This window comes from Pumilibacter intestinalis, from assembly GCF_943193005.1.
Lineage (GTDB): Bacteria > Bacillota > Clostridia > Christensenellales > Pumilibacteraceae > Pumilibacter > Pumilibacter intestinalis.
Window position 1 is genome coordinate 33,335 of sequence record NZ_CALPCH010000016.1, and the last position, 21,682, is coordinate 55,016.

The window sequence follows — 21,682 nt, forward strand, 5'->3', positions numbered from 1 at the left end:
TGCCTTTCGGGACGCACTTTCACTGGGCTCTTTTGGCAATTTACGGTATTGTAAAAGAAAAAACGGAGGCAAGAAAATGGCAAGTATATTTGGGTTAAAGCTCAAGGGCAGACGCAGTTTTGAGGGCAGAGATTGGCAAGGCAATCAAGGCAATCTTTATCTCAACGAAAAGAAAATCGCATGGTACAACGACAGCGGGAACGGCGGCCCTGCGGACATAGATTTTTATGATATCAGCGGACGGAAAGAGAACGAAGCGAAGCTCGAAGAAATCGTTAAAATGTATTACAAAAAATATCCGCTCGAAGAGCAATACAAAAATCTTGAACCCGATGTGGAAATGCTGATTGGCAGACTCATCGAATTAATGGACGATGAAAAGCAGTATAAAAAGTATGCAAAGCAAGGCTATCCAGTAATGATAGCCTATCGAAAAAATGTAAATGGCGTATCGTACTTTGGTGCATATAAGACTAAAGAGTTTGCAGATGCAGACATTAAAAAGGAAAATCTCATAGTCTTACAGCGGTACGAGAGCCTTGAAGATTTTGACATAAGCCAATAATAGGAAAGAGCAAATATGGTTAAAATAGCAGTTTATATACGAATAAGAAAAGAAGACGCACTCGTTATTGAGTGCCAAAAACAATATTTTAACGAATTAATAAAAAGCAAAAACAATTGCGAGATCGTCGAATTCTATATCGATGTCAGCAAGTATGAAAGAGCCGAAAATCTACCTGAATACAACCGAATGATAAAGGATGCTGAAACTCATAAATTCGATTACATAATAATCAAAGGGTTTAGACAGTTCGGATGCTTAACAGCACAGAAAATAGAAATGATCCAAAAACTCAAAGAGAAAGGCATCGGCGTGTATTCCATTGCCGAGGGAATGGACACGTTGAGTAGCCGATGGTCGAGTTTTATGATGGAGCTATACTTGTCGATGGAAAACGAATTGAAACGGATAAGAAAATAATGATATAACCGTCCCAAAGGGCGGTTTTTCGTTTCAAAAAAAGTTTGATTTTCTCGAAAAAAGTTGTGTGTTTCTGCACGATTTCACTGGGCTCTTTCGGTTGTTTACGGTATTGTTGTGTTACAAAAAGGAAAGGGCAAAAGGTCCGAAAGGAGCGAAAAAATGGCAACGATTAAAGTAACGAGAACGGACGGACAATGGAAAATAGGCACGATAGACGGCATAAAATTCAACGCAAAAGTGTACGAAGAGCCGAGCGAGTTCGGAATTAACGGTGGCAACGTAAGCAAATTATGGATAGACGGCATAGCTAACTACGACAGGGGTTGGGACTTAAGGGCAAAGACCGTCGAGGGGAAAGCGATGGTCAAGGAATTAATCAAATACTTTAAGAACCCTGAAAACTGCAAATAAAACAAACAACACAAACCGTCCGCAAGGGCGGTTTTATTATTTCAAAACGGAGGTATGAATGGGAATATTCGGACGCAGTAGGGATGCACCAAAGCGTGAAAGACGCAATAAGCCGAGCAAGGAAATGCAAGATTTTATACGCGGTGTAGACATGGACTTTATCGGCAACAGCAACAGCGGAGTGCAAGTGGATGAACTCCGTGCCTTGCAGACCTCGGCGGTATATGCGTGTGTGAAAATCCTTGCCGAAACGGTAGCAAGTCTGCCGTTGCATCTGTTCAAAAAGGGCAAAGGCGGTAAGAGTGAAATGGCGGAGCAACATCCGCTTTTTTCTTGCCTTTACGAAATGCCCAACGACGAAATGACGAGTTTCGAGTTTCGGGAAATGATGATGACATCGCTCCTTTTATGGGGCAACGCTTATGCGAGGAAAATCCGCAAAAATGGACACGTAACCGAACTGTGGTACTTAAAGCCGCAGCTCATGACGGTAGAACGAGATACGCAAACGGGCAGGATAAAATACACCTATTCGGACGATATCACCAATCAAACCTACGAGTACAAACCCGAACAAATCTTTCACATAAAAGGTTTGTCGCTTGACGGGGTAACGGGTTTGAGTCCGATATCTCAAGCAAGGGAAGCTGTCGGGCTGTCGCTTGCCACGGAAGAGTACGGTGCAAAGTTTTTCGGCAACGGAGCAAGACCGGGCGGTGTGTTGGAACACCCCGGCATACTGAAAGATCCCGAAAAGTTAAGGGAAAGTTGGAACAAGGTATATCAGGGTACGAGAAACAGCCATAAGGTGGCGGTGCTTGAAGAGGGGATGAAATATCACACAATCGGCATTGCACCCGAAGATGCACAATTCCTTGAAACCCGAAAGTATCAAGTCAACGAAATCTGCCGAATATTCCGTGTTCCGCCGCACCTTGTCGGCGACTTGGAAAGAGCGACGTTCAGCAACATAGAACACCAATCGATCGAATTCGTACAGCACACAATCCGCCCGTGGTTAGTCAGGTGGGAGCAAGCGATAAGCCGTTCACTCTTGGATGAGAAAGAACGGCTTTTGTATTTCAGCAGATTCAACGTGGACGGGTTGATGCGTGGCGATTACAAGTCGAGAATGGAAGGCTACGCAATAGGTCGGCAAAACGGTTGGCTGTCGGCAAACGACATCCGACACTTGGAAGACCTACCGCCGATACCGAAAGAACAAGGCGGCGACGCTTACCTTGTGAACGGAAACATGACAGCGGTAAGCAAAGAAAACAAAGAAGGAGGTAGCGATGGAGAAGGGCAAAAAGGAATTGCGAATGCTCCCGATGGCGGAACTGCGAATAGCGGACAGTGACGGCGGTTCGGTAATCGAAGGACACGCAGCGGTGTTCGACTCATGGTCGGAAACGCTCGGCGGAATCTTTCCGTTTAAGGAAATCGTCCGCAAAGGTGCATTCAACGAAAGCATCGGTAAAGACGATATCCGTGCATTGTTCAACCACGATCCGAACTATGTGCTTGGGCGTAACCGTGCAGGAACGCTCGAACTCGTGGAAGACGAAGTCGGCTTGCGTGTGCGGATAACACCGCCCGATACAAGTTGGGCAAGGGATTTGCAGGCAAGTATTAGACGCGGAGATATCACGCAGATGTCCATAGGTTTCATAGTCGAAGAAGACAAATGGTCGACAGAAAACGGAATGGATACGAGAGAAATCCGTAAGGTTCAACTGTTCGACGTGAGTCCCGTAACGTTCCCCGCATATACCGCCACGGACGTTGGTGTGAGAGCGATGGAAGAATACAACGGCTACAAGGCTGAACAGCGGAGCAAGGCGGAGGCGGAAGAAAAAACCGCCGAGAAAGCAAAACAGCAAGCGAAACTCAAAGGCTTGCAGACCAAATTCAAAAATTATTAATCGGAGGATATCAAGGATATGACTATGAAGAAAGTGCTTGAAATGAAAGCAAAAAGAGAAGACGCCAGACTCAAAGCAATGGCGGTTCTCAATAAAGCGGAAGCAGAGGACAGGTTCCTCACCGAAGACGAACAAAAGGAAATCGACGGATATGAGTCGGAAATCCGTTCGTGGGACGAGAGCATCAGCCGTGCGGAAAAGATGCTTGCAATCGAACCCGAAGACAGGTCGGTAACCGAGAAACCCGAAGTCAAGCCTATGCCGAATAAAGGCGAAGAGAAGAGATTCGCCACCTTTGGCGAACAGTTGCTTGCGGCATACAGGGCGGCGGCTCCCGGCGGAAAGGTGGATGAAAGACTGACTACGAGGGCGGCAAGCGGACTCAACGAAAGCACTCCCTCGGACGGCGGGTTCCTCGTACAGCAGGACTTCGTAACCGAACTGTTAAAACGCACCTATGAAACGGGAATTCTTGCAAGCCGTGCGAAGAAAATCCCTATCAGCACCAATGCCAACGGCATGAAGATAAACGCCGTGGACGAAGACAGCCGTGCCAACGGTTCGAGATGGGGCGGAGTTCAAACCTATTGGGAAGGCGAGGCGGACGAACTTACGGGCAGCAAGCCGAAGTTTCGTCAGTTGGAACTTTCGCTCAAGAAACTCACGGGCTTATGCTATGCGACGGATGAACTGTTGCAGGATGCTGCGGCATTGGAGGCGGTCATCCGTCAGGCGTTTGCGGAAGAGTTCGGGTTCAAAATCGACGATGCAATTCTTGACGGAAGCGGCGAGGGCGAACCTCTCGGCATCCTTAAAAGCGGTGCGATCGTTAAGGTCGAAAAGGAAAAAGACCAGACCGATATCATCACGGTCGAAAACCTCATCAAGATGTGGAATCGCCTTTGGGCAAGGTCGAGAGCAAATGCTGTTTGGTACATTAATCAGGAACTTGAGCCGTACCTTTACACTTTGAAACTCGGCGATAAACCCGTGTACATCCCGGCGGGCGGACTTTCGGAAAAACCTTACGGAACGCTGTTCGGTCGTCCCGTTATTCCTTTGGAACAGTGCAGTGCCGCAGGCGATATCGGGGACATCGTTCTCGCAGATATCGGACAATACTTGCTCATTGACAAGGGCGGAGTAAAAGCGGCAAGTTCCATCCACGTCCGCTTTTTGTACGATGAGTCGGTGTTCCGCTTTATCTACCGTGTGGACGGCAAACCTATCTGGAACAAACCGCTCACTCCTTACAAGGGCAGTTCGAGCGTGTCGCCGTTCGTTACTCTCGCAAAGAGAGGTTCGTAAAACAAAAGGGGGTGATCGAGCGTGTTGACGTTACAGGAAACAAAAGACTTTCTCCGCTTGGACGGGGATGACGAAGATGCGCTCATTTCCTCGCTCATCATTACGGCGAAAGGCTTGACCGAAGAAGTGTTGCGACGGCAGCTCTCGGAGTTCGAGGAAATCCCCGAACCCGTGCATCAGGCAATGCTCATCGTTACGGCAACCTTATATGAAGAACGGCAAGTGGCGAAAGACAAGTCGGGCGTGGACATCAAGGAAACGCTCGATCTTGTCCGCCGAATGCTGTTTGCGTATAGACGGGAGGCGTTCTGATGGATATTGGCAGACTTAACCGCCGGGTGGAAATTTTGCAGTTTTTCAAAGACCGAGATGAATACGGCGGAGAAACGGGCAAGTGGAAAAGCGTGGCAAAGGTATGGGCGGCAATCGTCCCTATAAGCGGAACGGAGCAGATGTTCGCACAGCAAGTGACAGCCGAGAAAGTGGTGCGAATCACCATGCGGTATTGTCATTGGCTGACGGTCTTGCACCGTATCCGATACGGGAATAAGTTGTACGAGATCGTAGGCGAACTCGACAATGAAACTGCCCATACCGCCACGATACTGAATGCGAAGGAGTTGGTAAGCGATGGGTTACAGTGCAAAGCAAAGGAAAGTCAAAACAACGGTCGAGGGGGCGAGTGTGCTTGTCAAAGACCTAAAAGCAATGGAGGATGCGGCGGCAAGCGTGATGATGGCGGGAGCAAAGGCGGGCGGTAAAATCGCACTTGAAGACGCCAAGCGGAATTGCCCCGTGGATACGGGAGCATTAAAGCAAAGTCTGCATCTGACCGAAGGCAAGGCAACGGCAACGAAAGCGACCGTGCAAGTTGATTATGACAAGTCGCTCAAATACGGAACGCACGTCGAACTCGGAGCAAGGGGCAGACCTGCGAATCCGTTTTTGCGGAATGCCGTGGATGATAACCAAAATCAAATCAATGCCGCAATCGTGTCGGAGATATCGAGAGCGGTCGGGAGGAAAATATGAAAGATATATGCCAAGCCGTGTATGAGAAGTTGTGTTCGGATTTGAACATCTCCCGATATGTATGCGGCCGTATATATCCCATAGTCTTGCCCGAAGACGCACCGTTGCCCGCTATTGTTTACACTCCCGTATTGGCGAATTATGACTCGGCTTTGCAAGGGGATACAGGCTTTGTACGGCAAACGATGCAGCTTGTATGCCACGATACGACATACAAAAAAGCACGGGAACTATCCCGTAAAGTCAAGTGTGTATTTCAAGATTATAGCGGAGATATGTGCGGGCTAAATATACAAGCCGTATTCATCAAATCGGACTATGAGTATAACGGGAATACGGCACTTAAATTCGATACGAACGAGTATATGTCGAGCATCGAATTTGAATTTCATTTTAACGAAAAATAGGAGGCAAATATGGCTGTAGCAGGAAAGAACGGCAAAGTGGTCGTCGGAGCATCTGCAAGCAAGAAAGTGGTAGGCATCAAGAATTGGTCGCTCGAACTTTCGCTTGATACTTTGGAAACAACTGCACTCGGCGACGATTGGAAGAACTATATCACGGGACTCAAAGAGTGGTCGGCATCGAGCGAGGGCGACTACGAAGTACCCGTGGATACCGAGGGGCAGAAAGCATTGCAAGATGCATTTCTCAACGGTACGACGGTAACGGTAAAACTTTACGTTGACGGAACGAACTACTATCAGGGCGAGGCTTATATAAACAGCCTTTCCATTGAAGATCCCGTTGACGACGTTGTGTCTATCAGCATCGAATTCACGGGAACGGGTGCGCTGACCTTTGAAACGGCGGAATAAACGGAGGAACTATGAAGAACGGAATCACTATCAATTTGGATAAACCGAGAACCTTGCGATACGGTATGAATGCACTTGCCAAAATCGAAGATTTAACGGGCAAATCCATTCTTTCGCTCGACCTTAATAAGTTGGGCATTAAAGACTTACTTGCCATCGTGTACGGCGGTCTTTATCACGAAGACAAAACGCTGACAATACAAAAGGTCGGCGACTTAATCGACGAATATTCCAACCTCAACGAAGTGGCGGAGAAACTCGGCGAGGCATTGACCGCAGCATTCGGCGGAGAGAATACGGAGCAAACGCCGGGGGAAAAGTAACCGCCGTTTTTGATTTATTCGCATTGTCCGAACAAGCGGTGGTAATGTGGGGCGTCGATCCGTTAAAGGTCGGCGATTATACGCCGTATGAACTCACGCTCATAGCCAAGCAGAAACGGAATGCCGAGCAGACCGAGTTTGAGAACTTGCTGTGTCTTGCATGGCACACCGAAGCTCTTGCACGGCAAAGAAAGTTGCCACGGTTTGAAAAACTGCTGAAAGAGGCGAGGAAGAAACCGAGCAAAAAAGCAAGCAGTAAAAGCGATGCGATCTTAAAAGCAATGGCGGCGGCAAAAGGCGTAACAATCAAATAAAGGGGGCGAGATATGGCTGTAATTAGAAACCTTGTCGTGAAGATTGCGGCGGATATATCCTCGCTGTCGAAAGGACTACAAACCGCACAAAAGAAAATACAAAAGGTGTCGGCGTCTTTCACAAAAGCAGGAACAAAGCTCACGGCAAGCATAACCGCACCGCTCGTAGCACTCGGAACGGCGGCAGTCAACGTGTCGCAAGGGTTCGAGCAGAGTATGGCAAATGCGGCATCGGTCGCAGGGGCAACGGGCGAAGAGCTTGCAAGAATGACAGCGATCGCCAGAGATATGGGCAGTAAAACGGTGTTCTCCGCATCGGATGCGGCGGATGCTTTATACTACATGGCATCGGCAGGTTACAAGGTAGACCAAATGGCAGACTCCATAGAGGCAACCTTGAACCTTGCATCGGCAACGCAGAGCGACCTCGCATTCACTACCGATACGGTAATATCTACGTTGAATCAGTTCGGCTTGGAAGCGAACCAAGCGGAAAGGGTAACAAACGTATTCGCCGCCGCAATCGGCAACTCAATGGCGAGTATGGATAAACTCTCGAACTCAATGGGTTATGTCGGGCCTGTGGCAAACAGCCTCGGCTATGAAATCGAAGAAGTTACGGGTGCATTGTCCGTGCTGTACAATGCAGGCTATGACGGCTCGACCGCAGGAACGGCACTCCGTCAATCGCTTGTATCGCTGATGAATCCGTCGGCTGCGGCACTCGGAGTGTTCGAGGAATTGGGGTTGACTTTTGACGACGTGAATCCTGCAACGAATGACCTTGCCACAATTATAGACAGGCTCGGCGGAGCGGGTATGGACACCGCCCAAGCAATGAAAGTGTTCGGAGCAAGGGCAGGCCCCGGTATGCTTGCCTTAATGTCGGCGGGCGGAGATGCGGTCAGAGATATGACTGCGTCAATCACGGGAACAAACAAAGCATCCGAGATGGCGGCAACGCAGCTCAACACTTTGCAAGGTCAAGTCAAGATATTAAAATCCGAGCTTGAAGAAATCGCCATATCGTTCGGCGACGTGTTAATTCCTATTATAAGACAGTTCATCCAAAAGTATATTTCGCCTTTGACGGCGAAGCTGATGGGGCTGTCGATGGGAACGAAAAAGAACATCGTAACCATAGCGTTATTGGCGGCGGCAATCGGGCCGCTTTTATTAGTTGTCGGCAAACTCATCGGTAGCATCGGTACAATACTCAAAGTCGGAAAATTGCTGTTCAGCAAAGTCGGCTTGATCATAGCGGCAATCGCAGCGGTGGTCGGAGTCGTTACTTATTTGTGGAAGAACAACGAGGACTTCCGAAACGCCGTAACCAAGATATGGGAAAAGATAAAGGCAAAGATACTCGGTGCAGTCGAGGCAATCAAGCAATGGTGGGCGAAGAACGGACAGAAACTCATAAACAGAGTGGTGTCCGCACTCAAAGCGATATGGAAGACCGTGAAGACGATATTCGGCAAGATAAAGCCGTATGCGGAAAAGGTTTGGAATTTTGTAAAAGACGTGGTAATCGACGTCGTAACGGCAATCCGCAAATTTTGGGAAACCAACGGTGCAAAGATTTGGAATACGGTCAAGACCATATTCACGAATATTTGGACTTGCGTAAAATCGGCATTCAGCATCATAGGCGACGCCTTAAACAAATTCTTTTCTTACGTAAGACCGATATGGGAAAAACTCAAAGCCTTGTTCGCCTCGCTGTGGGATACATTGGTTGAACTGTACGAAACGCTGAAACCCGTCTTCGATTTAATAGGCGGACTTGTCATGACGCTTTGGGGCGTGGTGTCGAGCGTACTCGGAGCAATCATCGAAGCACTCGGCCCGTTTCTTGAAGCGATAATCGACGTGGTCAGCGCAATCCTTGACATCATCAAAGTGGTGTGTGCGGTGTTGCGTGGCGACTGGTCGTCTGCATGGGAATATATGCAGAGTTTCGCAAGCAATATTTGGTCGGGAATCAAAAACTTATTCCTCGGCATCTGGGAGTTTATCAAAGGCTTCGGAGAGAATATTGTGTCTTTCTTCGGGAACTGCGGCGAAACTATCGGCAATATCTTCAAAAAGGTATGGGACGGCGTAAGCGGCTTTTTCTCGAATATTTGGAGCGGAATCAAATCGATGTGCGGAAATATTTGGGACGGCATCACGGGGCTGTTCGGGAAGGTCGGAGATTTCTTCAAAAACCTCTTCTCGGACGGGTTCAGTTGGGGCAAGAACCTTATATCGAATATCGGCGACGGAATAAAGAAGGGTTGGAATTGGGTGGTTGACGGCGTGAAGTCTGTCGGCAAATCAATCAAAGACTTTCTCGGTTTCGGATCGCCTACAAAGAAAGGTCCCGGTCATACCGCAGACGAGTGGATACCGAATCTAATGGACATGATGGCAAACGATATGTACGCCAACATTCCTATGATGCAGAGAGCGGCAATTGAAGTGGCGAACACGCTCGGCTTGACAACTTCGCCGAACAGGGCAATGGTTGGAACGGGCTCAAGTCCGAACGGCGACCTCTTAAACGGATTGTTGCAAGGAATGGCAGCGATGAACGGAATGGGTGGAGCGGAGGAAAAAGAACTCGTCTTGCAAGTAGACGGACAGACTTTCGCAAGGCTTATGATGCCGAAGCTGTCGAGAGAGTATAGGCGAAACGGCGTAAATTTGCAGGAGGTGTGATATGGACTTTTTCAAAGTAAACGGAAAGAAAATAAAAGCGCCTACCGAATTGACCGTGTCGCCAGAGATACTCGACAAAGCCGAACGCACCGTTGACGGAACGATGGTCGTGGACATAATCGGCACGAAACGAAAAGTGGACGTGAGTTGGGAGTATCTTTCAAAAGAAGATATGACCACGCTGACGAAAGCTATCGGCGGAGATAAGTTCGCCGAGATAACCTATCACGATAACGCCACGGGCAGTCTTGTAACAATGACGGGACGGTCGGAGGGGCTGACCTACCAACCGCACTATGATTGGGCAAAAGGCAAGATTATGTGGAAAAGCGTGTCGGTCAGTTTTACGGAGAGGTAGCCTATGAAATATTCGGATAATCCCCGTAAGGTTTACGGCAAAGTGGAAATCGTCTATGCGGACGAAGAGTTGAGCCGTGATATAAAAGTGGCGGTAAGCGGTAATTCGCAAATCAGCCATCCGAACGAAGTATTCCGTCTGCCGAGCGAGCCGACTATCAAGGCTTGCACGATGGACGGAAACTCTACGATGGACGGGACTTTTCAAATGATGGGCGATGACTTGATCGTCGGATGGTGGAGTAACACGGGAGCGGACGGCAACGGTGTATATGCAAGCAAGCCGTATATAGAATTGACGTTTATGATGCGTCCCATAATTTATTGGCGAATCATCGGCGACAAGAAGCTCAACCAATACCCCGTGGACTTTACGCTACAGTATAAACGAAACGGGACAATAGTGAAAACCGATACCGTCAAAGACAACACCGAGGTGGAAATAGTCGTAGTGCCGAAAGTTGAAGACATCACGGCGGTAAGGCTGACCATAGAAAAATGGAGTCATCCGAACGCCGTGGCTAAAATTCTGCGGTGCTTCGAACGTGTATATGAAACCTACGAGGGCGACTCGCTTTTGTCCTTCGAAGTCGGAGAAGAGCTGTGTTCGAGCGAGGGAAACTACAACATCAATTCGGACTCGATGACCGTAAGCATTTATAACGAAGACCGCAAATTCGACAAAGGATACTTGCGGACGCTTATGCTCCTTGACCGTAAGCTGTACCCCTTTATAGGGATAGAGCAAAACGGCGAGATCAAATATAAACCGCTCGGCGTTTTTTACTCTGATGAATGGGACATACCGCAGGACAGCCAATGGGTAAAATGCACTGCAACCGACCGCATGATGCGATTGCAGATTAAAACATACGTCGGCTTTCCGCTCATTGAAAACGTGTCGCTGTACGAGATTGCCGAAGACGTGCTGACGAAGATGGGGTTGAGTTCGGCGGAGTTCGTAATCACGGAAAGGTTGAAAGATTTTGTGGTAGATACGGCGTTGTTGCCGAAGACCACGGGGTGGGATGCTTTGCAAGAAATCGCAAATGCGGGGCTATGCAAGGTATTCGTGGATAGGGAAAACAGAATCGTTATCAAGTGCGAAGAAGATACTCCCGAATACAATCCAACGGAAATCAATCCCGGCAATATGTTCTCTTATAAATCAAACATCACGCTGACGGACTTTTCTAACAGCGTGTCGGTGGACTACTGCGAGATTAGCATAAAGGATGACATGATCGAAGTAGCCGAGCCAGAGATACGGCTTGAGCCGAACGAAACGAAGACGCTGACAATCGACTATACGTCGGAGGTGGCGTATCCGAATGCGACAAGCAACAATGCATCGGTGCGGATTATTTCGTATGAAAGCGGAGTCAATTCCTGCACTTGCGTCGTAAAGAACAACACGGGTACGGCACAGACTGCAGTCATTACGATTACGGGAAACGCCATTGAAATCAATACCCGAACGGTAACGGTAAGGGATGAAGAAAGCATCCTGCTTTATGGGATCGTAGAATATTCGCACCCTACGAGCGAACTTGTACAAAGCTATGAGCAAGCGGAGTACATGGCAACTCTGCTCCTTAATCGTATGAAAGCGGGAGAGGGCAGTATAACGGTCGTGTGGCGAGGAAACCCCGAACTCGAAGTAGGACTCGCCTACGACTGCATTGACCGCTTTGGGGACAAAGAAAGGCTTTTGTGCGAGTACAACAAATTCACCTACGACGGGGGACTGAAACAAGAAACCCGTGGCAGAAAGAAATAGGGAGGCAACTATGGCTAATTGGAAAGAGCCTAAAAACGATTATAAAAAGGAAGACCAAGTCGTCCCCGAAATATTCAATACCCTTGCCGAGAACGAACGGTATCTGCAAGAAAAGAAAATAACCACGGAGCAAGTGCAGGATGCGGAAGTAAACAGCAAGCAAAGTGCAACCCGTGAGAATGTGGGGGACAAGGAAACAGTGAAAGGATTTTTCGGTAAAGTAAGAAAGTGGTTTGCTGACCTTAAAGCATTGGCGTTCAAGGGAACGGTAGGCACGGCAGACATTGACAGCTCGGCGGTAACGTCCGCCAAGATTGCAAGCAATGCAGTAACTTCGGCGAAGATAGCATCGAACGCCGTAACAACCGCAAAGATTAACGCAAAGGCGGTAACCGATGAAAAGATAAACTCGGTGTCGGCAAGCAAAGTAACAGGACTGCATAAGGTCGCTACGAGCGGAAGCTATAACGATTTAACTGATAAGCCGACAATACCAAGCGGTGGCGGCGGAACTGCCACCGTTGTGTTTAACGGTAATGCTAATCATTACGATTATGATCTCGGATTCAAAATTAAAGGCGGTTACCGTTATGCTGTAGAATTATCAAACGCCGTTGGGGAAGGGATAGCAATTGGAGAAGGCGAAGATACCACGTTGCGTGTTTGTATTCCCGGTTACTGCTATGCTGCCGATAGCGTCATGAATTTGTATATTCTATGTTTTACAACAAATTATAATGGCAATGCGAATTATGAAGGTGGCGGAACATTCTATGTGGAAGGTAGTGCCGATATAGAAGATGGAAGAGTTAGCGGAAACGGTTATTTAAGTATAAACGGGCATTCATGTCCTGCTATTAAAAGGGTAATCGAACTTGGTAAGGTTTACGATGTCGATAGTAATTCAAAGCCTGATAAAACATGGCAATACTTGGATGTCGATGCCGCATACGTTTACGGGGATATGAGTATGAAGAGTGTCGAAGTTCCCGTTGACGGTTTGAAAGTCGGCGATACAATCAGAGCAACGGCGATGTCGCTCAAAGTCAATATGGATTATACGAGCGAGAGTTACTTTTTTAATACGGGCAATATTCTCTACGGTTGGGTGTTTGACGGTTCGGGATGGTATCAGTTACAAGACGAATACGACTATGGCTATATGGGAGAAAAAGAGCTATCAAGCGAGTCGCCATTTGTTTCCGAATGCGGTTTATTCGATTACGAAACACCGAATAAATTGACGATTAAAATATCCTGCAAACGAAACGGTTACTTGACCGTCGAGTGGTCTGACCAAGCAGGGGGTTACATTGAGATGATGCCGCTTTACAATTTCCAAGTATTGAGATAACGGAGGCGGTAATGGAAAGACAAATCATAGTAAAAGGCGAGGCTCGTGGCTTCGCCTTTTTGAATGTCAAAATCCCGTTGAACGATGACGAACGCTATAAGATAACCGAAAGGGACAAAGTGATTTTTTCGATAGGCAGAAAGAACCGAAAACCCGTGATCGTCAAGGAATATCTGAAAGACTTCGATAAAGAATGGGGCAACACATTCGTAATTCATTTGACAGCAGAGGAAACGGCAAGATTGCCCTGCTTACTTTATCAGATGCAACTGACGATAGACGTCGAGTCGTTGGGCGAGGAAATATATACGCTTGTTAATCAAGAATTGGAGGTGGTAGCAAAGTGAACGATTGCAATGACAGACATGGACACGGACACGGCGGCGGATGCGACGGATGTGTGTCGGTGGAGGCGTTAAGGTCTATCTCGCAGAAATATCAAGGGATAGAAAACGACGCAACGGAAACAGTGGTAAGAAACAAATCCCGAACCATTGAAGTAAAACTCAAACCACAGCAGTATCCAAGCAAATACGCCTTTCCGAATCAAGGCAACCCGGCGGTAGTTTATATCGATATACACGATAACGAATCATACCGTTGGGACGAAGCAACAGGGAGTTATATCTGCATCGGAGCAGATTGGCATCAAATAAAAATTATTAATGGAGGAACAGCAAACAATGGCAAATGAAAGAGTATTGGAGAGTAAAATCCAACTGCGTAACGACACGGCGGCGAATTGGAAAGCCGCCAACCCCGTCTTATTGAAAGGCGAAATCGGCATCGAGATTGATACACGCAAACTCAAGATCGGCGACGGAATCAGTGCATGGACGGGACTCAAGTATGTCAGCGATGACCTCATCGTTGCAAACACGAATCCTACAACTGCAGACACCGACCACGATGTAGGCGAACTTTGGGTTAACCAGTCCGACAAGGCGGTGTTCATCCTTATTGCTACGAGCGATTCGTCCGCTGTGTGGAAGAAGCTCGTCAGTGCAGACGAAGTCGAGGTTGTGGCTGAAGCACAAGTAGCGCAGAAACTTAAAACGGCAAGAGCAATCTCGCTGACGGGCGATGCAACGGGTGCGACTACCTTTGACGGCAGCGAAGACGCAACCATCACGGTGGTGCTGAAGAACACGGGTGCGACCGAGGGAACTTTCACGAAAGTAACGGTAAACGAAAAGGGACTCATCACGAAGACCGAACTGCTTACACCCGAAGATATCCCCGAATTAACGCTTGCCAAGATTACCGATGCAGGCACGGCGGCGGCAAGGAACGTCGGTACGGCGGAGGGCAATCTTGTAGAGATTAGTGCAGACGGAAAAATCAGCGAAACGCTGTTGCCGAAAATTGCAATCACGGATACGCACGTTGTGGCTGACGAAACCGAGATGCTTGCACTTACCGCCGAGAAAGGCGACGTGGCAATCCGCACCGACCTCAACCGCTCGTTCATCTTAAAGCAATCGCCTGCGGACAACTTGGCGAATTGGCTTGAACTCAAATCGCCCGAATGCACGGTGTTCTCTGTAAACGGCAAGCAAGGCGACGTCGTGCTTTCGACCACGGACATCGGAGAGGGCAGTAACCTCTATTACACCGAGGAAAGGGACAATGCGAACTTCGAGAAAAACTTCGAGAAGAAGACCGCAAAGGACTTGTCGGGCGGAGAAGATGTTCTGCTTGCAACGGACGCCTATGTGATTAACGGCGGCAACGCTTAAAGGACGGTGGCTATGGCAGAGAGAGAAATAAATTCAAAGCTCTGTCTTCGCACGGATAGTTCGGGGAATTGGCATACAGCCAACCCCGTACTGCTCCGTGGGGAATTCGGAGTCGAAGAAGACACGGGTAGAATTAAAATCGGGGACGGGAAAACCGAGTGGTCGGCTATGCCGTATTTTATAGTGGGGATGACCAAAGAACAAATCCTTGATGCGTTCTTCCCGATTAACACCGTGCGGATTACGGTCGGGGAAATCAACCCGGCGGAAACACTCGGCGGAGAATGGCAACAGGCGGTAGGAACGCAGAAAACCGAATTCAAATATTGGGTTCGAATGAAATAGGAGAGAAAAATGGTAGCAATCATTATAAGCGTTGCATCAAGCATCATCAGCGGGATGGTGCTTTTTTTCTTGCAGCGGTTTTTCAAAAAGAAAACAAAAAAGGACGAGGAAAGGGATGCGGCGAAAGCAAAGGAAAACATCCTTATTCTCAAAAGCATCGACGCCGTGGGCAAACTTACCTACGCCAACGCAATCGCCATAAGGGACGGGAAGACTAACGGCGAAATGCACGAAGCGATGGAATGCTACAGCGAATCGAAACAGGAGATGTACGATTATCTCCTCGAACAAAATTCCAAAAAGTAACGGAGGGCAGAAATGGAATATTTGGAACTCATCAGCGTACCTGCCATTGTCACGGTTGTGTACGCATTAATTGAAATAATCAAAAAGTGCGTGGGCGAGAACGAGAAGTTCAAACGATTTATTCCGCTGATCGCAACGGCAATCGGCGTGATATGCGGAGTGGTTTGTTTCTTTGCCTTGCCGAGCATAATTCCTGCAAGCAACGTCGTGGTGGCAATAGTCATAGGCGGAGCAAGCGGTCTGACTGCAACAGGTACAAACCAGATTATAAAGCAACTCGGCAAAAAGGATGGTGGCGATGGAGAGAAGTAATAAACTCAAGTGCGAAATCGCCAATGCGATTGTGATGCAACTTTGGGTAAAAAACCTTATTTCCACCGAAGAAAAAGATAAAATTATAGAAAAAAACAAATCAAGTTTTAATTGCTGATTTCGGAGCGTTTCGCTGGACTATTTGAAATGAGCACGGTATTGTTTGTCCTGCCCGCAATGGGTGGGACAAATTTTTTTACGCAAATCAAGTCCTCTCATAAGGGTAAATCAAGAAAATTAAAAGTCTAAAAAGGAGGTAAAAATGGACAAGAAAAAAGCCGCTGCTTATGCACGAGTTTCGACGAATGGTAAAATGCAGGCGCATAGTTATGAGTTCCAAAGCAGATATTGGAACGAACGACTGTCGAATGATGAAACCTATGAATATGTCGGATTATTTGCGGATAAGGGTATCAGCGGTAAATTTGCAAATCGAAGACCACAATTCATGGCACTTATGGATGCTTGCAAGAAAGGCGAAGTGGATGTGGTATTCACAAAGTCGGTTCAGCGATTTGCCCGTAATACGGAGGAAATGCTGACGATAGTAAGGGAACTGCGAGAAATCGGCATAGCGGTTATTTTTGAGAAAGAAAACATCAATACGCTTAATCCCGACAGCGAAATATTCCTTACGATAGCCGCAGCAGTAGCCGAAGACGATCTTGTAAGATACAGCGACAACGTATCGTGGTCAATACAAGATAGATTCCAAAGAGGCGAATGCATTATCGGACCACGGTTATACGGTTACGAGGTGGCAAAGGCTACGATTACAACCATTAATCCCGAAGAGGCAAAAGTGGTTAAAGAAATTTTTGAGAGATATGCTACGGGCAAGAGCAGTTCAAGGGAAATAGCGGCTTGGCTAAATGAACGAGGTATCCCTGCGGCTTTAGGAGGTAAATGGGCAGATAACCAAATTCGCGCCATGTTACGAAATGAAAAGTACAAGGGCGATATGCTGTTGCAAAAAACCTTTCTTGAAAACGGGATGAAGAAAACCAACCGAGGCGAGAAAGACTGCTACTATGTAGAAAACAGCCATGAGCCGATAGTGGACAGAGAACTGTGGGAGAAAGTGCAGACGATAATGGATGCACGGACGAACAAAAAATTACAAGGGCAGGTCACAAAGTTATATCCGTTTACGGGAATGATTATATGTGGCGAGTGCGGACATAAATATACGCATAAGGTTAATAACAGCGGTTTGATATGGCAGGCAAATTTTTGGAAATGCCATAATTCGATAACACACGGTGTCAAGGTCTGCGGAAATTCGGGGATTAAAGAGTCTGTCATTAACGACTTATTTGTAGAGTGCTACAACGAATTTATAAAAGGCGGATACAAAACCAACGAAGGCGAAGAGGGGCGATTGCAAGCAACCCTCGATAACCTTTATAAAGAAGAAAACGAACTGACGATGCTGTCGATTCGTGGGCTTATAAATCAAAGGCAATACGAAAATGAAAGGCAAGCACTATTGAGCGAAATCCGTGCGACGCAACAAAAACTGCAAGATATCCGATACTGTCACTTGCAAGCAACCGATTTCAAAGCAATAGAAACATTCGATGAAGAAAAACTGCATAGGTTTGTCCGAAAGGTCATCATCCATAGGTGGGTGGTGACCTTTGAATTTTATAACGGAGTGCAGATATCACGAACCTACACTAACGGACAGCCCGGCAATATCAAAGATTGGAAACTAAAACAAAAAGCAAGGAGGGAACTCGCAAATGGCTGAAACGCAAAAACAAAGGGTAGTACGAACGATACCTGCATCGTTTATACGGACAACTGCGGCTAATCTGTTACTTTTAATAAAGGTCGCCGCTTATGCTCGTGTCAGCACAAAGAAGGATGAGCAAGAAGACAGTTACGAAAGGCAGGTCGCACACTATACGAAATACATTAAAAATCACGAAGGGTGGCAATTCGTAGATGTTTATGCCGACGAAGGTATAACGGGAACGAGAGCCGATAAAAGAGCAGATTTTCAGCGTATGATGGAAGACTGCCGAAAAGGGTTGATCAATAAAATTTTAGTCAAGTCGATAGCGAGGTTTGCACGAAACACCGTTGATGCATTAAACTCGATACGGGAACTCAAGGAACTCGGAATCAGCGTGTACTTTGAAAACGAAAACATTGATACGCTGTCGCCCGGCGGCGAAGTTTTAATAACGATACTTGCGGCTATGGCAGAGCAAGAGTCGAGAACAATATCGACAAACATCAAATGGGCATATCAAAAGAAATTCCAAAACGGCGACATACAAGTAAACTACAAACGATTCCTCGGCTACACACGGGACAAAGAACATAACTTTGTTATAGTCCCTGAACAAGCGGTAACCGTGCAAAGAATTTATAGAGAATACTTATACGGTTATTCGTCAGCAACCATAGCAAAGCACTTGACGGAAGAAGGGATACCGTCGCCATCGAATAAGCCGAAATGGTATCCATCGGTTATATTAAGCATACTGCGAAACGAAAAATACTACGGTGGCTTAATATGCGGAAAGACGTTCAAACCCGATGTATTAAGCAAAAAGCGCTATAAGAACGAGGGGCAAGTAGAACGATACTACATTGAAAACAGTCACCCTGCAATCGTCAGCAAAGAAGAGTTCGATATGGTGCAAGCTGAAATGCAGAGACGCGGAGATATCAGAGGACATTCGGAGAGCAATCAAGGGCGATACAGTAGCAAATATCCATTCAGCAAAAAGATAGTATGCGGTGTCTGCGGTACATTTTATCGCCGACACGCACAATACATAAGAGGGGAATATGCGCCGACATGGGTGTGTGCAACGCATAAACTTGAAGGGAGCGAAAAGTGCAGTCAAACCTACTTGAAAGAGAGTGAGATAGAGGGAGCGTTCCTTGAAATGATAAAAACCCTTGTGGGCGATTTTCAAGCGGTTAAAACGGTCTTACGAGAGAATATAATAACATCACTCGACGACTCGGTTGCCGAGGAGCTTGACGCAACTCTGGGAGTCATAGAGCAATGTCAAGAAGAGATGCTTGCCGTCGTAAGAGCAAAGCGAGCAGGCGAGCTGACAGACGCAGAATACAACAAGCGTGGCGGAGAAATTGAAATAAGAATAAACGAGCTGACTCGGATACGAGAAGGACTTGAGCAAAAGTCGCACGCAGCAAAAATGACAAGAAAACGAGTGGATGAGATAATCGAACTAATAGAGAGCATGGACATCGCAAACAAGTTCGACGGAGAGATATTCAAAAACATAGTAGACACGGTAGTGGTCAGAAATAATTATACATTAGACTTCCATCTCAAGGTAGGAGTGACGGAAAGCGTGACGATAGTACGCCATTAAGGAAAAGCGCTGACTGCGGAGTAAAATCCGTGGTCGGCTTTTTTTATTTGGGTTATAGAATGGTTGAAAAAACTTGTGCGAAGTGTTATAATATCTATAAAATAAAAATATTTTGGACAAACAATGATAAATCCTTTAGAAGAGAAAATCCTTCGGTATCTTATTGAGAATCATAAAGAAGGTAAATATACAGGTATAAGATTTGAAGATGAAAGCCTTGCGGATATTTGCATGGCGGTTAAATCATTGTCGAGAAAAGGCTTGGTAAAGGAGTATTGTACTACATTATCGGCATCTGCACTTTTAACGCCTGATGGTAGATATTATTTTGAGATGAAAGAAAATAATAAAACAAAGAACAACAATGAAGGGTTTTATCAAGTTCTTATAATTACAAATAAAAATGAAAAGGTAACGGAAGTTGACATAAATGATAGCAATGAAGTTTTCGAAAGAATCCTTATACCATATTTATCGGAACAGGAATTTTATGTTAATGGATTTGTGTTGCGTAAAGATAAAATTAGTAGACTGAAAATAGGAATAACTGAAAAATCCGCTGACAAATTAGCTGCACATGAAAATGAAACAATGCCTCAAGGTATTTTGATGTTTGTCTCGGCAAGCGATATTGTAGAATATAACAAATACACTAAAGATGTAACGTCTTCTATGATTGCAAAAGCAAAGCAAATCATTTTAGAGAATAATAAAAATTTGGGGAAGAATAAAAAAATGGATTATACGCAGGTATTTATTGTTCATGGCAGAGATAATGAATTAAAACAAGAGGTTGCACGATTTGTCGAGCGGTTTGGTATTAAACCAATTATTCTACATGAACAACCGAGTCAAGGAATGACTATAATTGAAAAGATTGAAGCGTATTCCAATGTTGGTTTTGGTATCGTTTTATATACTCCTTGTGATGTAGGATATAAAAAAAATCATGAATGCGACAAAATGGGGCGTGCCAGACAAAACGTTGTTTTCGAACACGGATTTTTAATAGGTAAGTTAGGAAGAAGTCATGTTTGTGCTTTAGTGAAAGAAGAAGTTGAAAAGCCCAATGATATTTCTGGTGTTGTTTATGTCAATTACGATGAGGCGGGGGCATGGAAATATGAGCTCGCAAAAGAATTGCGCAGTGCTGGATATGATGTGGATATGAATAAAATATAAAAGACTTTTGTGGTTGTGCGCTATGGCTTTGAGGAATCACTGATGAAAAACATAATAAGGTTTGACGAACACGGCGATACCGTTTCATTTTATAAAGAAGGATGGAATAGCATCGCTCAAATAGATAATATCCCAGAAATAGTCACTGTCGTAAAAGAAAATATGTGGAGTGATAATAATGGTTATCTTTATTGCGCCAAGCTGAAAAAATATTTACATAGATTAGTTGTTGAGTTTAAAGTCGGTGCGGAAAGGTTGCAAGAATTAACGAATAATGGCTTTGTTGTGGACCATTTAAACAACGACGAAAAGTATAATTGTTGCTTGGATAATTTGCATATTATCTCTTCCGATTTAAATATAGCAAAGGGACATACAGTAGATAAAGATATAGATGCATTGTGGCAGAAAGCAGGGATTGGCATTTATTTGTTAAAGAATAATGAATATCAAATAGCTGTTGGATTTAATGTGTCAGCTACTGTTCGATTAGGTAATTGCGAAAAAATCATAAGTGATTTGTATTGGAATTTTGATAATTTCGATAAGTGTTATTTGGCTATTCAAACAATAATTTCAGCACTAAAAGGTCAATGCAATTTATATGCAGATCGTTTGCAAGCAACAAAATGGTGGTATAGAGAAGCAATAATTATGCCGCCAGAATATGCAAAGTTAGAGGGCCCACTAATAAAAATAGGCGATAATTATGTGCTTAAAATAAATAATAAGCCGGGGCCGAAAATGGCGATAATTGATAAGCCTGCAAAGATTGAGTAGTTAAGACTTTTCGTAGTGGCACACTATGATTTTTGAGCGATATATATACCTTTCGTAGTCTTGTGCCAAGTGAAACCTAAATCGAACATCTCGGTTTAGGTTTTTTCTATGCTCTTTTGCTCGTGGAAATATATCGCATATAATGCCGTAAAATACGCTGTACGGCACGAAAACGGTTTTGGCGTGAGTTCATACAAAGTAAGCAAAGCGGACGGTTTATGCCGCGAAAGCCGCTTGACGTGAGAAAGGGGCGTGTTAGGCTATCGCGCCAAAGGCAAACCAAAACCCGACAGATTTTCAATCGGTCGGGTTGCGCGTTTCGCCCTTATTTGCCTATACACAC

The 21,682-nt window shown here is 45.9% G+C and carries 28 protein-coding genes; all 28 read left to right on the forward strand.

Going from position 1 to position 21,682, the window contains the following annotated elements:
- The first annotated feature begins 76 nt into the window (after nt 1–76).
- On the forward strand, nt 77–565 hold the full coding sequence (locus NFR55_RS08155) for a hypothetical protein (protein ID WP_251548141.1): 489 nt from the start codon (nt 77–79) through the stop codon (nt 563–565).
- A gap of 15 nt (nt 566–580) precedes the next feature.
- On the forward strand, nt 581–985 hold the full coding sequence (locus NFR55_RS08160) for a recombinase family protein (RefSeq protein WP_251548143.1): 405 nt from the start codon (nt 581–583) through the stop codon (nt 983–985).
- 162 nt (nt 986–1,147) lie between these two features.
- Nucleotides 1,148–1,399, forward strand: a complete 252-nt coding sequence (locus NFR55_RS08165) for a DUF7678 domain-containing protein (protein ID WP_251548145.1) — start codon at nt 1,148–1,150, stop codon at nt 1,397–1,399.
- 58 nt (nt 1,400–1,457) lie between these two features.
- Nucleotides 1,458–2,759: a phage portal protein gene (locus NFR55_RS08170; RefSeq protein ID WP_251548147.1), complete on the forward strand. Its 1,302-nt coding sequence runs from the start codon at nt 1,458–1,460 to the stop codon at nt 2,757–2,759.
- Nucleotides 2,695–3,324: an HK97 family phage prohead protease gene (locus NFR55_RS08175; protein WP_251548149.1), complete on the forward strand. Its 630-nt coding sequence runs from the start codon at nt 2,695–2,697 to the stop codon at nt 3,322–3,324. Before NFR55_RS08170 ends, NFR55_RS08175 begins: the two co-directional genes overlap by 65 nt.
- An 18-nt stretch (nt 3,325–3,342) precedes the next feature.
- Nucleotides 3,343–4,632, forward strand: coding sequence for a phage major capsid protein (locus tag NFR55_RS08180; protein WP_251548152.1), 1,290 nt, complete (start codon nt 3,343–3,345; stop codon nt 4,630–4,632).
- A 21-nt stretch (nt 4,633–4,653) separates the two neighbouring features.
- Nucleotides 4,654–4,944, forward strand: coding sequence for a head-tail connector protein (locus tag NFR55_RS08185; protein ID WP_251548154.1), 291 nt, complete (start codon nt 4,654–4,656; stop codon nt 4,942–4,944).
- Entirely contained in the window at nt 4,944–5,393 is a 450-nt protein-coding gene (locus NFR55_RS08190) for a phage head closure protein (protein WP_251548156.1), read from the forward strand. Before NFR55_RS08185 ends, NFR55_RS08190 begins: the two co-directional genes overlap by 1 nt.
- Nucleotides 5,365–5,664, forward strand: a complete 300-nt coding sequence (locus tag NFR55_RS08195; RefSeq protein ID WP_251548158.1) for an HK97-gp10 family putative phage morphogenesis protein — start codon at nt 5,365–5,367, stop codon at nt 5,662–5,664. Before NFR55_RS08190 ends, NFR55_RS08195 begins: the two co-directional genes overlap by 29 nt.
- Nucleotides 5,661–6,071, forward strand: coding sequence for a tail completion protein gp17 (gene gp17 / locus NFR55_RS10600; protein WP_420851545.1), 411 nt, complete (start codon nt 5,661–5,663; stop codon nt 6,069–6,071). The genes NFR55_RS08195 and gp17 overlap by 4 nt, the downstream gene beginning before the upstream one ends.
- Before the next feature lie 9 nt (nt 6,072–6,080).
- Nucleotides 6,081–6,482, forward strand: coding sequence for a phage tail tube protein (locus tag NFR55_RS08200; RefSeq protein WP_251548160.1), 402 nt, complete (start codon nt 6,081–6,083; stop codon nt 6,480–6,482).
- An 11-nt stretch (nt 6,483–6,493) separates the two neighbouring features.
- The gene (locus NFR55_RS08205) at nt 6,494–6,805 is read left to right on the forward strand and encodes a hypothetical protein (RefSeq protein WP_251548162.1); all 312 of its coding nucleotides are present in this window, start codon (nt 6,494–6,496) and stop codon (nt 6,803–6,805) included.
- 44 nt (nt 6,806–6,849) lie between these two features.
- Nucleotides 6,850–7,119: a hypothetical protein gene (locus NFR55_RS08210; protein ID WP_251548164.1), complete on the forward strand. Its 270-nt coding sequence runs from the start codon at nt 6,850–6,852 to the stop codon at nt 7,117–7,119.
- 12 nt (nt 7,120–7,131) lie between these two features.
- Nucleotides 7,132–9,822: a phage tail tape measure protein gene (locus NFR55_RS08215; protein WP_251548166.1), complete on the forward strand. Its 2,691-nt coding sequence runs from the start codon at nt 7,132–7,134 to the stop codon at nt 9,820–9,822.
- Nucleotide 9,823: 1 nt separating this feature from the next.
- A complete protein-coding gene (locus NFR55_RS08220) occupies nt 9,824–10,180 on the forward strand; it encodes a DUF6711 family protein (RefSeq protein WP_251548168.1) in 357 nt (118 codons plus the stop codon).
- 3 nt (nt 10,181–10,183) lie between these two features.
- On the forward strand, nt 10,184–11,959 hold the full coding sequence (locus NFR55_RS08225; RefSeq protein ID WP_251548170.1) for a hypothetical protein: 1,776 nt from the start codon (nt 10,184–10,186) through the stop codon (nt 11,957–11,959).
- A 10-nt stretch (nt 11,960–11,969) separates the two neighbouring features.
- The gene (locus tag NFR55_RS08230; protein WP_251548172.1) at nt 11,970–13,313 is read left to right on the forward strand and encodes a hypothetical protein; all 1,344 of its coding nucleotides are present in this window, start codon (nt 11,970–11,972) and stop codon (nt 13,311–13,313) included.
- A gap of 11 nt (nt 13,314–13,324) precedes the next feature.
- On the forward strand, nt 13,325–13,660 hold the full coding sequence (locus NFR55_RS08235) for a hypothetical protein (RefSeq protein ID WP_251548174.1): 336 nt from the start codon (nt 13,325–13,327) through the stop codon (nt 13,658–13,660).
- Nucleotides 13,657–14,007 carry a hypothetical protein gene (locus tag NFR55_RS08240; RefSeq protein WP_251548176.1) on the forward strand — a complete coding sequence of 117 codons (351 nt, stop codon included), beginning with the start codon at nt 13,657–13,659 and terminating at the stop codon, nt 14,005–14,007. Before NFR55_RS08235 ends, NFR55_RS08240 begins: the two co-directional genes overlap by 4 nt.
- Nucleotides 13,997–15,052 (forward strand): hyaluronate lyase N-terminal domain-containing protein, encoded by a 1,056-nt coding sequence (locus tag NFR55_RS08245; RefSeq protein ID WP_251548177.1) that lies wholly within the window; start codon nt 13,997–13,999, stop codon nt 15,050–15,052. Before NFR55_RS08240 ends, NFR55_RS08245 begins: the two co-directional genes overlap by 11 nt.
- Before the next feature lie 12 nt (nt 15,053–15,064).
- On the forward strand, nt 15,065–15,397 hold the full coding sequence (locus NFR55_RS08250) for a hyaluronate lyase N-terminal domain-containing protein (protein WP_251548179.1): 333 nt from the start codon (nt 15,065–15,067) through the stop codon (nt 15,395–15,397).
- A 9-nt stretch (nt 15,398–15,406) separates the two neighbouring features.
- Nucleotides 15,407–15,703 (forward strand): hypothetical protein, encoded by a 297-nt coding sequence (locus NFR55_RS08255; RefSeq protein WP_251548181.1) that lies wholly within the window; start codon nt 15,407–15,409, stop codon nt 15,701–15,703.
- Nucleotides 15,704–15,715: 12 nt separating this feature from the next.
- The gene (locus NFR55_RS08260; protein WP_251548183.1) at nt 15,716–16,015 is read left to right on the forward strand and encodes a phage holin family protein; all 300 of its coding nucleotides are present in this window, start codon (nt 15,716–15,718) and stop codon (nt 16,013–16,015) included.
- Nucleotides 16,002–16,133, forward strand: a complete 132-nt coding sequence (locus NFR55_RS10550; RefSeq protein WP_275556921.1) for a hypothetical protein — start codon at nt 16,002–16,004, stop codon at nt 16,131–16,133. Before NFR55_RS08260 ends, NFR55_RS10550 begins: the two co-directional genes overlap by 14 nt.
- Before the next feature lie 144 nt (nt 16,134–16,277).
- Nucleotides 16,278–17,768: a recombinase family protein gene (locus NFR55_RS08265; RefSeq protein ID WP_251548185.1), complete on the forward strand. Its 1,491-nt coding sequence runs from the start codon at nt 16,278–16,280 to the stop codon at nt 17,766–17,768.
- Entirely contained in the window at nt 17,761–19,377 is a 1,617-nt protein-coding gene (locus tag NFR55_RS08270) for a recombinase family protein (protein ID WP_251548187.1), read from the forward strand. The genes NFR55_RS08265 and NFR55_RS08270 overlap by 8 nt, the downstream gene beginning before the upstream one ends.
- A gap of 123 nt (nt 19,378–19,500) precedes the next feature.
- Nucleotides 19,501–20,559 carry a TIR domain-containing protein gene (locus NFR55_RS08275; protein WP_251548189.1) on the forward strand — a complete coding sequence of 353 codons (1,059 nt, stop codon included), beginning with the start codon at nt 19,501–19,503 and terminating at the stop codon, nt 20,557–20,559.
- 42 nt (nt 20,560–20,601) lie between these two features.
- On the forward strand, nt 20,602–21,339 hold the full coding sequence (locus NFR55_RS08280) for an HNH endonuclease (protein ID WP_251548191.1): 738 nt from the start codon (nt 20,602–20,604) through the stop codon (nt 21,337–21,339).
- The last annotated feature ends 343 nt before the right edge of the window (nt 21,340–21,682 follow it).